This window comes from Clostridium sartagoforme (assembly GCF_039521405.1).
GTDB lineage: Bacteria > Bacillota > Clostridia > Clostridiales > Clostridiaceae > Clostridium > Clostridium sartagoforme.
In genome coordinates, this window is sequence record NZ_BAAACH010000039.1 from 37,924 (window position 1) to 54,147 (window position 16,224).

At 26.1% G+C, this 16,224-nt stretch carries 13 protein-coding genes; 9 read left to right on the top strand and 4 right to left on the bottom strand.

What is annotated here, in order from left to right:
- Positions 1 to 52 precede the first annotated feature (52 nt).
- Positions 53 to 1,351 (bottom strand): aminotransferase class V-fold PLP-dependent enzyme, encoded by a 1,299-nt coding sequence (locus ABDZ60_RS17410; RefSeq protein ID WP_343779884.1) that lies wholly within the window; start codon positions 1,349 to 1,351, stop codon positions 53 to 55.
- A gap of 144 nt (positions 1,352 to 1,495) precedes the next feature.
- Between ABDZ60_RS17410 and ABDZ60_RS17415 the strand changes: the two genes are divergently transcribed.
- Positions 1,496 to 3,019, top strand: coding sequence for a hypothetical protein (locus ABDZ60_RS17415; protein ID WP_343779887.1), 1,524 nt, complete (start codon positions 1,496 to 1,498; stop codon positions 3,017 to 3,019).
- A gap of 11 nt (positions 3,020 to 3,030) precedes the next feature.
- Positions 3,031 to 3,645, top strand: coding sequence for a DUF4397 domain-containing protein (locus tag ABDZ60_RS17420; RefSeq protein ID WP_016207705.1), 615 nt, complete (start codon positions 3,031 to 3,033; stop codon positions 3,643 to 3,645).
- 69 nt (positions 3,646 to 3,714) lie between these two features.
- Here the strand turns inward: ABDZ60_RS17420 and zupT are convergent, their stop codons facing one another.
- Positions 3,715 to 4,485, bottom strand: coding sequence for a zinc transporter ZupT (gene zupT / locus ABDZ60_RS17425; RefSeq protein WP_343779889.1), 771 nt, complete (start codon positions 4,483 to 4,485; stop codon positions 3,715 to 3,717).
- A gap of 177 nt (positions 4,486 to 4,662) precedes the next feature.
- Here zupT and ABDZ60_RS17430 point away from each other — a divergent pair, with 177 nt between their 5' ends.
- From ABDZ60_RS17430 to ABDZ60_RS17445, 4 genes are all read left to right on the top strand, one after another.
- Positions 4,663 to 5,487, top strand: a complete 825-nt coding sequence (locus ABDZ60_RS17430) for an alpha/beta hydrolase (protein ID WP_343779891.1) — start codon at positions 4,663 to 4,665, stop codon at positions 5,485 to 5,487.
- Positions 5,484 to 6,512: an acyltransferase family protein gene (locus ABDZ60_RS17435; RefSeq protein WP_084820717.1), complete on the top strand. Its 1,029-nt coding sequence runs from the start codon at positions 5,484 to 5,486 to the stop codon at positions 6,510 to 6,512. The genes ABDZ60_RS17430 and ABDZ60_RS17435 overlap by 4 nt, the downstream gene beginning before the upstream one ends.
- 111 nt (positions 6,513 to 6,623) lie before the next feature.
- Positions 6,624 to 7,145: a hypothetical protein gene (locus ABDZ60_RS17440; protein ID WP_016207701.1), complete on the top strand. Its 522-nt coding sequence runs from the start codon at positions 6,624 to 6,626 to the stop codon at positions 7,143 to 7,145.
- Positions 7,146 to 7,415: 270 nt separating this feature from the next.
- Positions 7,416 to 8,276: a patatin-like phospholipase family protein gene (locus tag ABDZ60_RS17445; RefSeq protein ID WP_343779894.1), complete on the top strand. Its 861-nt coding sequence runs from the start codon at positions 7,416 to 7,418 to the stop codon at positions 8,274 to 8,276.
- Positions 8,277 to 8,432: 156 nt separating this feature from the next.
- On the opposite strand, the gene ABDZ60_RS17450 is transcribed toward ABDZ60_RS17445, so the two are convergent.
- Positions 8,433 to 8,966 carry an HXXEE domain-containing protein gene (locus ABDZ60_RS17450; protein WP_343779896.1) on the bottom strand — a complete coding sequence of 178 codons (534 nt, stop codon included), beginning with the start codon at positions 8,964 to 8,966 and terminating at the stop codon, positions 8,433 to 8,435.
- A 284-nt stretch (positions 8,967 to 9,250) separates the two neighbouring features.
- On the opposite strand from ABDZ60_RS17450, the gene ABDZ60_RS17455 reads away from it, so the two are divergent.
- Both ABDZ60_RS17455 and ABDZ60_RS17460 read left to right on the top strand, forming a co-directional pair.
- Positions 9,251 to 10,420 carry an exonuclease SbcCD subunit D gene (locus tag ABDZ60_RS17455; protein ID WP_343779897.1) on the top strand — a complete coding sequence of 390 codons (1,170 nt, stop codon included), beginning with the start codon at positions 9,251 to 9,253 and terminating at the stop codon, positions 10,418 to 10,420.
- A 1-nt stretch (position 10,421) separates the two neighbouring features.
- The gene (locus tag ABDZ60_RS17460) at positions 10,422 to 13,556 is read left to right on the top strand and encodes an AAA family ATPase (RefSeq protein WP_343779899.1); all 3,135 of its coding nucleotides are present in this window, start codon (positions 10,422 to 10,424) and stop codon (positions 13,554 to 13,556) included.
- Positions 13,557 to 13,706: 150 nt separating this feature from the next.
- Here ABDZ60_RS17460 and ABDZ60_RS17465 read toward each other — a convergent pair whose 3' ends face one another.
- Positions 13,707 to 14,597 carry an AraC family transcriptional regulator gene (locus tag ABDZ60_RS17465; protein WP_343779901.1) on the bottom strand — a complete coding sequence of 297 codons (891 nt, stop codon included), beginning with the start codon at positions 14,595 to 14,597 and terminating at the stop codon, positions 13,707 to 13,709.
- A gap of 140 nt (positions 14,598 to 14,737) precedes the next feature.
- Here ABDZ60_RS17465 and ABDZ60_RS17470 point away from each other — a divergent pair, with 140 nt between their 5' ends.
- Positions 14,738 to 16,084, top strand: coding sequence for an MATE family efflux transporter (locus ABDZ60_RS17470; RefSeq protein ID WP_343779903.1), 1,347 nt, complete (start codon positions 14,738 to 14,740; stop codon positions 16,082 to 16,084).
- Positions 16,085 to 16,224: the final 140 nt, after the last annotated feature.

Below are 16,224 nucleotides of genomic sequence, written 5' to 3' on the forward strand. Positions count from 1 at the left end.
AGATTATTAAGATATTCTATTTTAGCTTAACTCTTAAAATATAAAATAAATTTTAAGATCTTAATCTACATATTAAATCCACAGTATTTAAAAAGAAATCCACTTCTCTAAGCGAATTATATAATCCAAAACTTGCTCTAACCATTCCTGGCATTTTGCATGTTGAATCAACTAAATGCCTAACAGAGTCTGAATTAGTTAAATTAAGCAATCTCTTTACATAAGGATGCGCACAAAAAGCTCCCTGTCTTACAGCTATTGCTCTAAGATCAGCCAAAAGTTTAGCTACTTCAGCATTATACATTCCCTCAATGTTAAAAACTACTATTCCTAGCCTGTCGTCTATATTTTCAATATCAGCATAATTTATAACCCCTTGTATAGAGCTTAATCCGTTCAATGCTCTTTTTAACAATAACTTTTCATTTTTTTCAATAGTATCAAATCCAATTCTATCAATTTCCTTCATTGCTTCTACTAATGCAATTGCTCCAAAAAAATTAGGACTACCTGCTTCATTTTTTTCAGGAGGTGGTAATAATATTTCAGAATCATCTAAAACAGTTTCTACAGTTCCTCCCCCCTTAAAATCAGAATTTAATCTTTCAAAGGTTTCCGTTAAACCAACTATTGCACCACTTCCAAATGGAGCATACATTTTATGAGCAGAAAACACTAAAAAGTCTATAGAATCATCGGTAGAGCAACCCTTTATATTAATTTTTTTATGAGCTACTATTTGAGCACCATCTACTATTAGCTTAGCATTATAACTATGAACAAGTTTTGATATATAGGACAAATCATTTATATATCCTGTTACGTTTGAAGCAGCAGTAATTGTAACATATTTAACTAATCCATTATATTTTTCTAGTAAGTATTGTAACTCATCTAGATTTAATCTACCATTATTGTCTACTTCTATATATTTTAAATTACATTTTCCTCTCCAAGGGAGGTCATTGGAATGATGTTCCATTCGCGTAGTTATAATTATATCATTTTTATTTTCTATTAATATATTTGATAACCTATTAATTCCCTCAGTAGTATTATTTACAAATATAACAGTGTACTTATCTTTTGGAGCGTTAAAAAAATCAAGTATATAATTTCTACATTCTAAATATTGTTTTGTAGAATACTCTGATTTTTGTCCAAGGCCTCGACCTATGGAACCATAAAACTCACATGCTTTAGTAATTTTATCTACAACACTTTTGAATACAGGTGTTGTAGCAGCATTATCAAAATTAATTGGTATTATATAATTTTTATTTAATATAGGAACTTTCTTATCAAGTCCTATAAATAGATTTCGTAAAGAATTATCCATTAAATTAAACATAGCACTACCTCCCATATATCCTATTCAGTTAATATATTGATGGTGATTATTAAAGTAAAAAGTAGTAGGTTCTAATGTAATATTAGGAAACATATATAAATATAAAACATATACTTATAATGAAAGATTTTTTGGAGGAAATATATGTATTATAATAATTCAAATAGAAAAGAAGATGATGACGATTTAAAGTTTATACCTTTAAATATAAAAGAGCCATTTGCAGAAAAAGATTCTAGTTGGTTTCCAATAGTAAATATGAACTCTCCTAATATAAGTAGTATGACTAATAATTTTATATTAGGATTCTCTTCACCTAAAAATGGTGAAAAATTAGATGAAAGTTTTCTAGAATCAATAGATTATATACCAAGCATTAGTTATACAGGTGAAAATACACTTAATACTTATGATACTAATACAATTACTAATAGCTATAATCAAGGCACTGCTAATGGGAGTGGATATATATCTAGTAGTATTTTATCTAATAATGGTATGAATAATAGTAACTATGGAACAAAAAATAATCAAAATAATAATAGCAATGGAAATAACAATTTTGAGTTGGAGTATCCATCAGAAACTATTTCGGAAGAGCTATATTCATATAATAAAGAGGCCAAATGTTCAAATGATAATTTAAATAATATAGGAACTAATATGAATTTAAATTCAACGTCTAATACAGGTGATATTAATAACATGAATAATGTATGGGAAAGCAATAATATGGGAAATGAAATGTTTGGAACAACAAACGGAAATATGAATACTGGAATGTTTGGAATGCCAAATGACATTACAAATAATAATACAAATAGTATTAACGGTAGTTGGCAGAATATTAATGATAATATAAATACTAATGAGTTTTCTTATATAGATTCTGACTATTTAAATAATGACAACTTTATTCCTATGTATATGAATTCTCCTAATGCAAATATGAATTCTACAAATATAGGTATGACTAATGGAATGACTAATAATACAAATATGAATTTTACAAATATGGTACCAACCTATGGATTCCCGAATCCTACTAGTATGGCTCCTATGACCATGGATGGTGGGTTTGGAATGACTAATAATACAAATATGAATTTTACAAATATGGTACCAACCTATGGATTTCCGAACCCTATTAGCATGGCTCCTATGACTATGGAAGGAGCATTTGGAATGCCGATTAATACAAATATGAATTTTACAAATATGGTTCCTACTTTTGGATATCCAAACAATACTAATTTGAAACCTGCTAATATACCACCAACTTATGATATACCGAATTCAGTTAATATGAATAGTGGATTCCAAAATAATTTTAAATTAGATCCTATGGATATAAATTATAATATTAATAAAAATATAGATGATTATATAAGAGATTATGAAAAAATAAATGAATCAATAAATAGCGATAAATATAGCTTCGAACCTCCTCATATGAAAATTTTAAGAGACTTAGACTTAGGAAATGATTATGAAAGTATTTATAGAGAATCTAATAATAGCGATATAGATAATATTTTCAAAAAGATAGAGGAAGATTATGGTTCTATAATGTCTACATTAAAAATATATAAAATTCCGTATCCAATAGCTTCCTTAATAATAAGGAAAATAATTAGCTTAACTTTAAAGTTTTCTAATAAAGAGTGAGGTGAATAGATTTGTTATTTAGTGAAAATTTACCAAACTTACAAAGCAAAATAAGGATTTTACATGCTATACCATCAGAACAAGCTGTAGATATTTATTTAACAGGAAATCTAATGGGAGAAAATTTAGTATTTTCAGATATAACCTGCTATGAAAATATATCATCAGATAGTTATGAAGTTCAAATATATTCTGCAGGGACTTATGCTAGACCTTTGTTTAGTAAAACTATAGAAATTTTACCTAATACTACAAGCACCATTAGTATAGTATCTTTAAATAATAATATTGATATATTTGTATTAAATGATGCAAGTGTTGAGGGGGAATTAACAAGTTGTTTTTTAAGATTTATACATTTATCACCTAATGCACCTTTATTAACATTATCATTGCCAAATAATACGATACTTTTCGGAAATGTAGAGTATTTAGAAAAAACTGGATATTATCCGTTATCACCAGCAATATATGATTTTAAATTTAGCTTTTCAGCCATAATAGGGTTGTCAAGATATATAAGTCAAAAAACTCTTAGAAATGGAAAATTTTATACCATATATATTATAGGTTTAGTAAACAAGGAGCCTAATATGGGATATCTTATGGTTGAAGATGGAAGATAGATAAATGGGCTGTCGCATAGACAGCCCATTAAGAATTGATAATTAAATTTTCATTGGTTGAGAGTACCTTTAATGCACGTAAATGTGGCTTAATGGAATTATACATATTCCTAAAAAAATTGAAAATACATGAATTTTATTATACCCATATTGTCTAGAAGCAGGTATAAGATCAGCAAATGAAATATAAAGCATTATACCTGACACTACTGCGAAAATTACTGATAAGATTAATTCATTTATATATGGTCTTAAAAATAGAAATGCTAGCAATGCACCTATTGGTTCGGCAAGACCAGAAAAGAAAGTATATTTAAAGGCCTTATATCTACTTTTAGTAGAGTAATATATAGGCATAGCTATTGAAATGCCTTCAGGAATATTATGAAGTGCTATTGCTAAAGCTATTGATATACCTAAAGTAGTATTTTCATAGCCTGATACGAATGTAGCAATACCTTCAGGAAAGTTATGTATCATTAGGGCAATCATTGATACAAATCCAACCCTATATAATTTCCCAGATGAATGAATAATATTAGGCTTATCAGGAATTAACTGATCTATTAATAGGGCCATAAATGCTCCAATTAATAAAAAGAATATTGATAATATAACTCCATTAAACTTACCAGTGAATTTCATTAAAGTGTCTTCAGCAGAAATAAATAAGTCTGTGAATGAAACGGTAATCATTACCCCGGCAGAAAATCCTAAGGCGAAAGTTATAAGTTTATTATTTTGAGCTTTAGAAAAAAATACAATAAGGGCTCCAATTATTGTGGACATCCCAGCTATTAAAGATAATAATAGAGGAATAAAAGAATTATTGTCTAACATAGAATTACCTCGTATAGTAAATTAGTATATAAGCTGCAATAAATACCCTACACTTAATTAAAATTAGTATTTAAGTAATTTATAATGTAGAGTATTAATCTAAGCAGATATATTAATAAATATATTAGATATTAATGGATCCTATGCAAGTTATATAAAATTTCCAGGAGAAAAAATATGATAAGTAACAGAATAAAAGAAAAGTTTAAGATGCTACCAATAACATACAAAATTTTAAATGAAAATATACAAAGTAAAAAAGTTGATTTTAAAACTTATAAATATGGAGAAAATATAAAACAGTATTATAGAGTTTATAATGGAGATATAAATAAACCTATAATATTCTTTATTCATGGAGGAGGATGGTGGCATGGAAGCCCCAAAACCTCAAGTTATATAGGAAAGTTTTTCTGCGATAAAGGGTACACCGTTGTACTTCCAGCTTATAGACTTGCACCATTATATAAATATCCTGAGCAAATAAATGATATATTTACAGCAATAAGCTATTATTTATCTAATCAATGTAAAATAGAAAATAAAAAAGTTATAGTTATGGGGTTTTCAGCTGGTGGAGAGCTTGCAACCAATCTAGTATTTAATTTTAAGAAACAAAAAGAATTTAATATTAAGAAAAACATTTTTTGTGGGTTGATCACATTAGCAGGAGTTCTTGATTTTGAAAAATGTAAGTCAAAACACTCGGTTCTGTTAATAGAAAATTATTTAGGAAAGGAATTATCATTAATAGAAATAAATCCTATAAAATTATTAGAAAATAATGATATTAATATACCAGTTTTGTGTTTGCATGGGAAAAAGGACCCATTAATAGATATTGAAAATTCTATTAGTTTTGTAAATAAGATAAGGGATTTAGGTGGAAATGCTAAATTAAAGATTTTAGAGGATAAATATCATTCAGATATTATAACATTAGTAATAGGTAAAGGAGAAAACGAATCTAAAATAATTTTAGATTTTATTGAAGATATATGAGAAATATTAAAACAAGAAATTATTTGTTAGACAATTTGAAGGTTATATTAATATTTTTTGTGGTATTTGGACATGTAATTGAATATTACATAAAAGATAGTAATATTTTGATGTCTATATATATTTTTATATATATTTTTCATATGCCACTTTTTATATTTATTTCAGGATATCTATCAAAGAATTTTTATAAAATGAAAAGAAAATCTATCAAAAATTTATTGATACCTTATGTAATTTTTAATATGATTTGGTACTTAGCTGTTTATATAGGTACTAAGAAAAATATGTTTTCTTTAATATATCCAGGATGGACACTGTGGTATTTATTAAGCTTATTTTTTTGGAGAGTTTCTTTAAAGTATTTGCTTAAAATAAGATATATTTTAGGCGTCAGCTTTATTATAGGAATTTTTGTTGGATTAATTCCTAGTATAGGAAGTATTTTGTCTATATCAAGAACCATTGTATTTTTGCCATTTTTTTTACTTGGTTATTATGCTAAAGAAGAACATTTAAATAAGATAAAAACTTTTAATAATAAACTATCCATAATTATATTAATGTTATTTTTATTATTTGCAGTATTTATAGTTGAGAATAAATTTGTAGATTATAAATTTTTATATAATTCCTATTCATATAATGCATTGGGATTATCTTTAATAAAAGGAACTATATTTAGAGTATTATTATACATTTCAGCAATTGTGTTTAGTATTTGTGTTATAAGTTTAGTTCCTAGTAAAGAAAAGTTTTTCTCAAAAATAGGTAAAGCAACTATGAACATATATATTTTTCATATTTATTTAGTTGTGTTAGTTTATTTCTTCATACCAAGATGGAATATTAGTATAATACAAAATATATTAATTATAATAAGCCCGTTTATAATAATATTTATTTTGTCTAGAAATAAAATAAACAAAGTATATGAAGGAATATTTTATCCAGTAAATATAAGCATAAATACAGGAAAAAAATCTATAAATAAATATAAAAATATTAACAAAAAAACTCATTAAATTTTATAATGAGTTTCTTTTGCTTATAATAGTGCAAATAAAATATTTACAAATGGAAACATATATAATATACTAATGTATATACACTAGTATGGAGAGGGGATTTTTTATATGGAAAGCAGAGAAAGAGTAAGAAAAATGGTTTTTGCAGCAGTATTAACAGCAATTGCAATTATAATTCCAACACAATTTGGATTTTTAAAGATAGTTATAGGACCTTTTACAGCAACTATAGCCTCACATGTTCCAATGTTTTTAGCGATGCTAATATCACCATCTGTGGCTATATTCGTAGGAGTAGGTTCTGCACTTGGATTCTTTATAACAACTCCATTAGTTGTTGCAGCTAGGGCGTCTATGCATATAATAGTTGGATATATAGGAGCAAAAATAGTTACAAAGGATAAAAACTTTAAGAAGGCAATAGCTATAACAGCACCTATTCATGGAATTTTAGAAGGACTTATAGTTATACCATTTGGTTTTTCAGTTTATCAATTTATAGTTGTAGTAGCTGTAGGAACTATTTTACATCATTTTGTTGATGGAACTATTTCATATGCACTAGCTAAAGCATTATCAAAAGCAAGAAGAAAAGATATATACGAAGTATTTTCTAGTGAAGCAGCATAAGATTTTGTAAGTCAAAGTAATTAGAAATGAAAGAATTATAAAGAAAAATTTTTAAGAGATTTTTAAATAAAATATATTTTCAAAATTGAATTTTAAGTTTTACATTATAAAACTTAAAATTCAATTTTTTATTTTTATATAAATGAAAATTAATTCAATTTTTTGTATAAGATGATTACTCGAATATATTTTAAAAAAGTGATATTATAATATTATAATTGGTAATTGTGCAGTGTAAATTGTTATTTGAAAAAAATTGGAGGAATTAAAGTGGAAAATGTGGAAAGTACCTCTCTTATTCTAGAAGGGGGAGGAATGAGAGGCGTTTATACAGCTGGAGTATTAGATTTATTATTAGACGAAAAAATAGATATAAAATATTGCGTAGGAGTATCAGCAGGAGCATGTAACTGTATTTCATATATTTCAAAGCAACATAAGAGAAATTATAGAGTAAATTTAAATTATATAAATGATAGGAGATATTTAAGCTTTAGCAATTTAATTAAAACTGGATCAGCTTTTGGTATGGAGATGCTATTTAATATTATACCAAATGAATTAGAGCCATTTGATCATGAAGGATTTAAAAATTCCGGAGCTAAGTTTATAGTTGGAGCAACAAATTGTAAAACAGGACTTCCTGAATTTTATCATATTAAAGATTTTAATGAAGATGGATATGATGCAATAAAAGCATCTATTTCATTACCATTAGTTGCTAAAGTAATTGACTTTGATAATAAAAAGCTAATGGATGGTGGAATAGCTGCGCCAATACCAATACAAAAGGCAATAGATGATGGAATTAAAAAGCATGTTGTTATACTAACTCAGCATAAAGGATATAGAAAAGGCAAAAACAAGATGATGCCTATAATAAAAAGAAAATATAAGAATCATCAAGGGCTTATTAATGCCATGGAAAATAGATATAAAATATATAATGATACATTAGATAAAATAGATGAATTAGAAGCAGAAGGAAAATGTTTTGTTATAAGGCCAAGTAGTCCTTTAGAAGTTAGTAGATTTGAAAAAGATAAAGAAAAATTAGAATTAATATATAATCAAGGATACGAAGATGCAAAAAAGTTATCAGCTGATTTGAAAAAGTTTCTTGAAATTTAGTTAGAAGAGAAGTATATATTATCAAGTTTAAGCCTATAAAAATTATTAGAGATAAAATTTTTTGAGAATGTATAATATATTGTAATATGGTTCAATAATAAAAACTCCAAAGGATATTTTGGAGTTTTTATTATTCAATTGGTATAAGATTATTCGTTAACCTTTATTTTCATATTTTGCTAACCACTTGCTAAAAACATCCATAAACTTATGAACAATGCCTAAATTGATTACCATAATTATAAATCCCAAAATTGAGTATATAACAACGGTATCCAAAGTAAATAATTGCACTATATACTTAATAATATAAATACATATAGGTAAACAAATAATGCTTGTAGCTATAGCAGGCACATATCTTCTTATTATCAATGCCTGAAAGCAATGTATTACTAAATGTAAAGTAAATGCAATAAATAATCCTGCCCATAGTCTATGCGAATTCATTATATATGAAACAACTGTAATTATACTAATTAAAATAAATTCTTCTGCTACTCCAAGGGCAAAAGATGATGTTGTAATATTATCAAAATGAGGTAATAGCTTTTTTGATAATGTAGGAAATCTTACACTTAAATAATATCTATTTTTACTTAGCCAAGGTTGTATAAAAATTATTTCTTCAAAATCATGGAAAATAAAAAGTATAGGAAAAAGCCATATAATTACTTGGATATCATTCATTTATCATCACCTCTTAACAGCCTGTTATATAAATAATCTTTGTACTTTTTCACGATTACTTATTAACTTATAATTTAATTATATAATATAAGAAATCAATAATACCATAATAAAATTTTCATATTCATATCTGTAATACTATATCTAAAGGCATCTTTTGTCTTTAAAGAAAATAAATGAAAAATTATAAATTCACAATAAGTTATTAATTGTTATTTGTAAAATATTAATTAACATAAATGTGATATAATTACCTATATTATGTAAATATTTGAGGTGATATTATGAAGATTTTTCATATGGGAGATTGGCATATAGGAAAGCTTGTTAATGGATTTTATATGACAGAAGATCAAGAATTTATAATAAATCAAATTTATGAAGCAATTGAAAAGAAAAAACCAGATGTTGTTATAATTGCAGGTGATTTATACGATAGGTCAGTTCCACCAGTTCATGCTGTTGAATTATTAAATAAAACTATGAGAAAAATAGTTAAGGATTTAAATACTAAGGTAATAGCTTTAGCAGGAAATCATGATAGCAATGAAAGAGTTGAATTTGCAAGTTCATTATTATGTGATAGTGGGCTATATATAGTTGGGAATTTAAAAAGAAAAATAGAGAAAATAGTTTTAGAAGATGAGCATGGGAAAGTTAATTTTTACCCAATACCATATGCAGATGTACCTGTTGTTAGAGACTTATTTGAAGATGAAAATATAAAAAACCATGATTTGGCTATGCAAAAAATAATTTCTGAAATATTAAATGATTTTAATGAAGATGAAAGAAATATTGCAGTTGCTCATGGTTATGTAACTCAAATGAAAGAAGATAACTTTGAAACATTAGAAGAAAGTGATTCAGAAAAGCCTCTTTCCATAGGTGGAACTGAATATATTAATTCAAAGCATTTTGAAAAATTTAACTATACAGCACTTGGACATTTGCATGGGCCTCAAAAGGTTGGAAGCGATAAAATAAGATATTCAGGTTCACTTATGAAATATTCATTTTCAGAAGTAAATCAAAAAAAAGGTATAACAATTGTAGACATAAATGAAAAGGGAGATATAGAGTTAGAAATTTATAACTTAAAACCTAGAAGAGATTTTAGAATAAAAACTGGAACATTAGAGGAAATTATTAAAGGTTTTGATAATTCATCTGAAAATTATGAGGATTATATTAAGGTGATACTTAAAGATAAAGGTGAGCTTTTAGACCCAATAGCAAAGCTTAGAAGTATATATCCAAATGTTATGGAGCTAACTAGAGAAGAAAGAGTTTCACGAAATAGTAGTAGGAATGTAGCAACTAATATAAAAGAAAAATCTAAAATAACTTTATTTAAGAATTTTTATGAAGATATAATGGATGAAGTTTGTAGTGAAGATGAGATGAATATTATTGAGCAAATAATAGAGTCAGCAGAAAAGGGGGGAGAGTAAGGTGAAGATAAGAAAACTAGTAATAACAGGTTTTGGACCATATGCAGAAAAACAAGAATTAGACTTTGAAGCAAACCTTGATGGTAAGAATATGTTTGTTATTACAGGTAATACGGGAGCTGGAAAAACTACAATTTTTGATGCCATAAATTTTGCTTTATATGGAGAAGCAAGTGGTAGTGAAAGAGATGGTAAAAATTTAAGAAGTGACTTTGCCGATAAATTAACTCCAACTGAAGTAGAACTGTGGTTTTCACTTAGAAATAAGGATTATTATATAAAAAGATCACCACAATACTTTAGAGCTAAGCAAAGAGGTGATGGATTTACAGAAAGTAAGCCTTCTGCTGAAATTAAAATTGGAGACAAAACAGTAACAGGACCAAAGGAAGTTACTAAATTAATTGAAGAAATATTAGGAATTACATGTGAACAATTTAAACAATTAGTTATGATTCCACAAGGTGAATTCAAAAAGTTATTAAATTCAGATAGTGATAAGAAAGAAGAGATTTTTAGAAAAATCTTTGGAACTAAGGTTTTTTCAGATATACAACAAAATATAAAAATAGAAGCTAATAATCTCAAAAAGTCTATAGAGCAAATACAAAGAGATAGAGAAAATAGAGTAAAATCATTTTTATGTAGAGAAGATGATGATGAACTAAGAAGAATTATAAATGCTAAGGATTTGAATATAGAATTAATACTTTCAAAGTTTGAAGATGCAGTAAATAAAGATGAAGTTGAAGAAGATTTAATAAAGAAAAATTTAAAAGATATAAATTTAGAAATTAATAATATCTCAAAAGAGTTAGTTTTAGCCAATGATATAAATAAAAAAATAGATAATTTAGAAAAGTATAAATTAGACTTAGATAAATTAACTTTATTAAAGGATGAATATAAAACTAAAAGTATAAAATTAGAGAATGGTAAAAAAGCTGTAACAGCCTTAAGTTTTGAAGATAAATATAGAGAAAAGAAAATAGCATTACTTAGAGTTGAAGAAACCTTAAAAAAAAGTATAGAAGATTTAGAGAAATATAAAAAACAATTTGAAAATGCAGAAAGAAATTTAAAAATAGAAAATGAAAAAGAAGAATTAAAAAATGATTTAAGAAAAAAACTTGATGAAATTGAGAAATTAAAAGAAAAATCATTAAACTATCAAAGTAATAAAGAAAAGCTTTATAAACTAAAAAAAGAATCACAGCATATTATTGAAAGAATTAAACAAATTGATGTGGATAGAAATAAGAATAATGATTTAATAAAATCATTATTAGAAGAATTAGAAAGTATTAATAAATTAAAAGAAGAAAAAAACACACTATCTATAGAAGAAATAGCTAATACCTCTAAACAAGAAAAACTTAATAAACTTTTAAGCTCATTAGAAAAGTATAAATTAGAAAGTCAAAGACATTTAAAGGGAATAGAATTTTATGAAAAAGCAGACAAAGAATATAAAGAAAAGAAAAAAAATTATGAGAAATTAGAAGAAACTTTTAGAAGAAATCAAGCAGGAATATTAGCTAAAGATTTAATGGAAGGGGAAAGCTGTCCAGTTTGTGGATCTATTCATCATCCAAAGCTTGCAGTTATTGAAGCTGATAGTATAAATGAAGCAGCTGTAAAAGAAGCAAAGGTATTAGTTGATAAGCTGTATGAAAAAAGAGAATCTTATTATAGGGAACTTACTAAAATCCAATCAGAAATAAATTCACTTAAAGATGAAGCTATAAAACCTATATTTATAGAAATATTTAGTGAAGAAAATCTTGAAGATAATGTTGAAATATCTATAGATAAGGTGAGTACTGAAATTAAGAATAATAACAATAATTTAAATAAAATAATTAAAAGAAAACAAGAAATAGAAAAAATAGTATTATTAGAATCATCTAAATTAAAGCAAAAGCAAGACATAGAAAAATATACTGAAGAATTGAGAGTTGAGCTAGAAAATAGGAATAAGCAACTATTGTCAAAAGAAGGTGAAGTGAAAGCTCAAGAAGTAAACTTACAAAATATAGTTAATGAATTTAAAGGAACAATAAGAAGTGTTGATGAGTTAGAAGAAGAACAAATAAAGATAAATAGAAATCTTGAAAAATTAAAAGAAGACTATTTAAAGGCAGAGAAGGAATTTAACAATATTAAAACTATTTATGATAAAGAAAATGGAAATAAAAATTCATTAGAATTAATGGTTAAAAATTCAAAGATAGAATTAGATGAAGCTCTGAAGTTATTTAAAGAAAAAGTCTTACAATTAGGTTTTAAAGATTATAATGATTATTCTTTAAGTAGGATGACAGAAATAGAAATAGATAGCTTGGAAAAGGATATAAGTAAGTTTAATATTGAATTATCAAATGCTGAAAAAATTTATAATTTGTCTTTAGAAGAATGTAAGAATTTAAATAAGATTGACATAAGAAATATAGAAGAGATTTTGGAAGTTAAAAATAATGAGAGAATTAACTTAGAAAAATCTGAAAAGGAAATTTACTTAAGAATAAGCCAAAATAAAAAGATTATTGGAGAATGTATTAATTATAATAAATTAATACATCAAGATGAAGAAAGATACAAGACAGTAGGTAAACTTGCAAAAGTAATCAATGGAGATAACCCAAGAAAAATAAGTTTTGAAAGATATGTTCTAGCAGCTTATTTTGAAGATATAATTGAAGCCGCTAATATAAGATTTTCACAAATGACTTGCAACAGATTTGAGCTTTTAAGAAAAGAAGAGTTAGGGGATAAGCGAAAGGGTCAAGGGTTAGATTTAGAGGTGTTTGATAATTATACAGGTAAATCTAGAGATGTAAAAACCTTGTCTGGAGGCGAATCTTTTAAAGCATCATTATCTATGGCTTTAGGACTTGCAGATGTAGTGCAAAGTTATTCAGGGGGCATACAATTAGATACTATGTTTATAGATGAAGGATTTGGAACCCTAGATCCAGAGTCCTTAGATTCAGCTATTGAATGCTTAATAGACTTACAAGATGATGGAAGAATTGTTGGAGTAATTTCTCACGTTCAAGAATTAAAAGATAGAATAGAAACTAAACTTGAAGTAAGCTCAACAAATAAAGGAAGTAAAGCTGTTTTCAAAGTTTAACTATCTACTACTTTTTTGTTTTACTTCTTTAAGTTTTCAAATGAACATATGACATGAATTTAGAAGCATTTTTCAGTGCACAGTTCACAAGGCACAGTTATTAATTAGTTGAGATTTGAAAATTGTGAACTGTGAGTTGTGCACTGTGAACTAAAATAAATTTGTTTTTCTATATTTAGTAGGGGATATTGATAAGAATTTTTTAAAGATTTTAATAAAGTAAGATACATCACCAAAACCAACTTCATAGCCAATTTCTGTTATAGGTAAATCTGTATCCAATAAAAGTAATGTTGCTTTTTGAATTCTAAAATAATTTATATATTGAGTACAAGTCTTACCTGTTTGAGCTTTAAAAAATCGTAAAAAATGATATTCACTATACTGTGCTATATCAGCTAATTCTTTAATAGATATAGAATTTTTATAATTGATTTGAATATATTTAATAACTTCTTTTAATTTTTCAACTTTAACTAAGTCATTATTTTTATCTTGATCTACATTTAGGCTAACATAATTTTCTTTAAAGATAGTTGAAAAAATTGAAAATAAAGCTCCTTTAATTGATAACTGAAAGCCATAAGCTTTATTATTGTAGCTTTCAATTAACAAATTAAAAGCATTAACTATATTTGAATGTCCTATATCTGATTTGGTCACAACATTTTTAAAAAATAATTTATTTTGGATCATTGGTGTTACAAAATTAATTTGAGAATAATCTAAAGTATTACCTTCAATTAATGAAAGACTAAATACAAGGGCTATATAAGATATTTTTGTATTTTCTTTACCTATCATATAATGGATTGCTCCATTAGGAATAATAATAAAATCTCCAGTAGTTACATTAAATACTTTAAAATCTATGCAAATTTCTGCAGAACCATCAAGTATGTATATAAACTCCATTTCATCATGCCAGTGTGAATAAAAATCAGCTGAATTTCTAAACTCCACGTGATAAACTTCCATAGGTAATTTTAAGTTTCCATGATTAACTTGTTCTTTAAGTTGTAAATAGCTTTTAGTATCCATGATATCTCCTTTTAAAAAATAGAGCAGAATTATTATAATTATAAGCAATTTTAAACGAGAAAAATAGTATTAATAACAGTATAATACAAAAAGAAATGAATTTCAGTATATAAGAATAACTTTAAGGTATGGAGGAGATTATGGAAATTGAGGGGAATCTAAAGAAAGAATTAAAAAGGGTAACATGGCCTTTATTTATAGAAAGTGCACTTTTTTCTTTATTAGGTAGCGTAGATACAATAATGTTAGGGCGATATTCTGATAATTCTGTTGCAGCAGTAGGAGTTGCTAATCAAATAATATGGATGTTAAACCTTATGTTTGGAATAATAACAGCTGGTACATCTATTTTAATAGCTCAATATCTAGGAGCAAAAAGTGAGAAAAAAACTATAATTCAAGTTGCAGGAATATCTATAGGTATAAATTCTATTATAGGTTTAATTATAAGCTTCGTAATGTTCTTTGGTGGATCTAGAATGATGAAGCTATTAAATAGCCCTCCAGAGTTAATATATTTAGGAAATCAATATTTAAAAATAGTTGGTGGATTTATATTTATCCAAGCAATAACTATGACATTTACGGCTATATTAAGAGCCCATAGTTTAACTAAGATATGTATGAATGCAACTATTATTATGAATCTTATAAATATAATACTAAATTATATATTTATATTTGGGAAACTTGGGTTTTCAAGTATGGGGGTTGCAGGTGCAGCTCTAGCAACTATTTTAAGTAAGATGGTAGGATTAATAATTTTAGGAAAAGCAATTTATAATTTAATTTTAAATAAATTTAAGATATCTATGTTTAAACCATTTCCTAAAATTCATCTTATAAATATACTTAAGATTGGTATTCCATCAGCTTCTGAACAAATTTCATATAATTTATCTCAATTAGTTATAACGAGTTTTATAAATCTTATGGGGGTAAGTAGTATGGCGGCCAAAAGCTATGTTAGTACAATAGTTTGTTTTAGCTATATATTTGCATCAGCAATAGGGCAAGGAGGAAGTATATTAATAGGGAATTTAGTAGGGAGTAAAGAAGATAACAAAGCATATAAATTATGTATTTATACCTTAAGAAAAGCAATGATAGTATCAATATCTATAAGTTTCTTAATAGCTATTTTAGGGAAAAGTATTTTAGGACTTTTAACAAGTAGTTCAGAAATAATGTATATAGCAGTAATGGTACTTATAATAGAAATAATATTAGAGCCAGGAAGATGTATAAATATAGTTGGAATTAATGGATTAAGAGCAACAGGCGATGTTAAATTTCCAGTATATATAGGAGTATTCTCAATGTGGACATTTGGAGTTGGTTTAGCATATATCCTTGGAGTAAAACTAAATTTAGGACTTGTAGGAGTGTGGATATCATTTGCTATAGATGAATGGTTTAGAGCAATACTAGTACTAATAAGATGGAAAACAGGAAAATGGAAAGGAAGAGGCTTTATTAATAATTAATCTAGTATTACAAAATTAATTTATTAATTTTAAAAGTTTTAATTCTTTGGTAACGCTTGTTACCGAATTCCGATTAAAATCCTCATATAATGTAATCAAGAAAGAAATAAATTAAGTTTATATTATCGAGGAGGATTTTT

Coding starts and splice junctions, on each gene's coding strand:
- ABDZ60_RS17410 (WP_343779884.1), bottom strand. CDS start 1,351: ATGTTTAATTTAATGGATAATTCTTTACGAAATCTATTTATAGGACTT.
- ABDZ60_RS17415 (WP_343779887.1), top strand. CDS start 1,496: ATGTATTATAATAATTCAAATAGAAAAGAAGATGATGACGATTTAAAG.
- zupT (WP_343779889.1), bottom strand. CDS start 4,485: ATGTTAGACAATAATTCTTTTATTCCTCTATTATTATCTTTAATAGCT.
- ABDZ60_RS17430 (WP_343779891.1), top strand. CDS start 4,663: ATGATAAGTAACAGAATAAAAGAAAAGTTTAAGATGCTACCAATAACA.
- ABDZ60_RS17435 (WP_084820717.1), top strand. CDS start 5,484: ATGAGAAATATTAAAACAAGAAATTATTTGTTAGACAATTTGAAGGTT.
- ABDZ60_RS17440 (WP_016207701.1), top strand. CDS start 6,624: ATGGAAAGCAGAGAAAGAGTAAGAAAAATGGTTTTTGCAGCAGTATTA.
- ABDZ60_RS17450 (WP_343779896.1), bottom strand. CDS start 8,966: ATGAATGATATCCAAGTAATTATATGGCTTTTTCCTATACTTTTTATT.
- ABDZ60_RS17455 (WP_343779897.1), top strand. CDS start 9,251: ATGAAGATTTTTCATATGGGAGATTGGCATATAGGAAAGCTTGTTAAT.
- ABDZ60_RS17465 (WP_343779901.1), bottom strand. CDS start 14,597: ATGGATACTAAAAGCTATTTACAACTTAAAGAACAAGTTAATCATGGA.
- ABDZ60_RS17470 (WP_343779903.1), top strand. CDS start 14,738: ATGGAAATTGAGGGGAATCTAAAGAAAGAATTAAAAAGGGTAACATGG.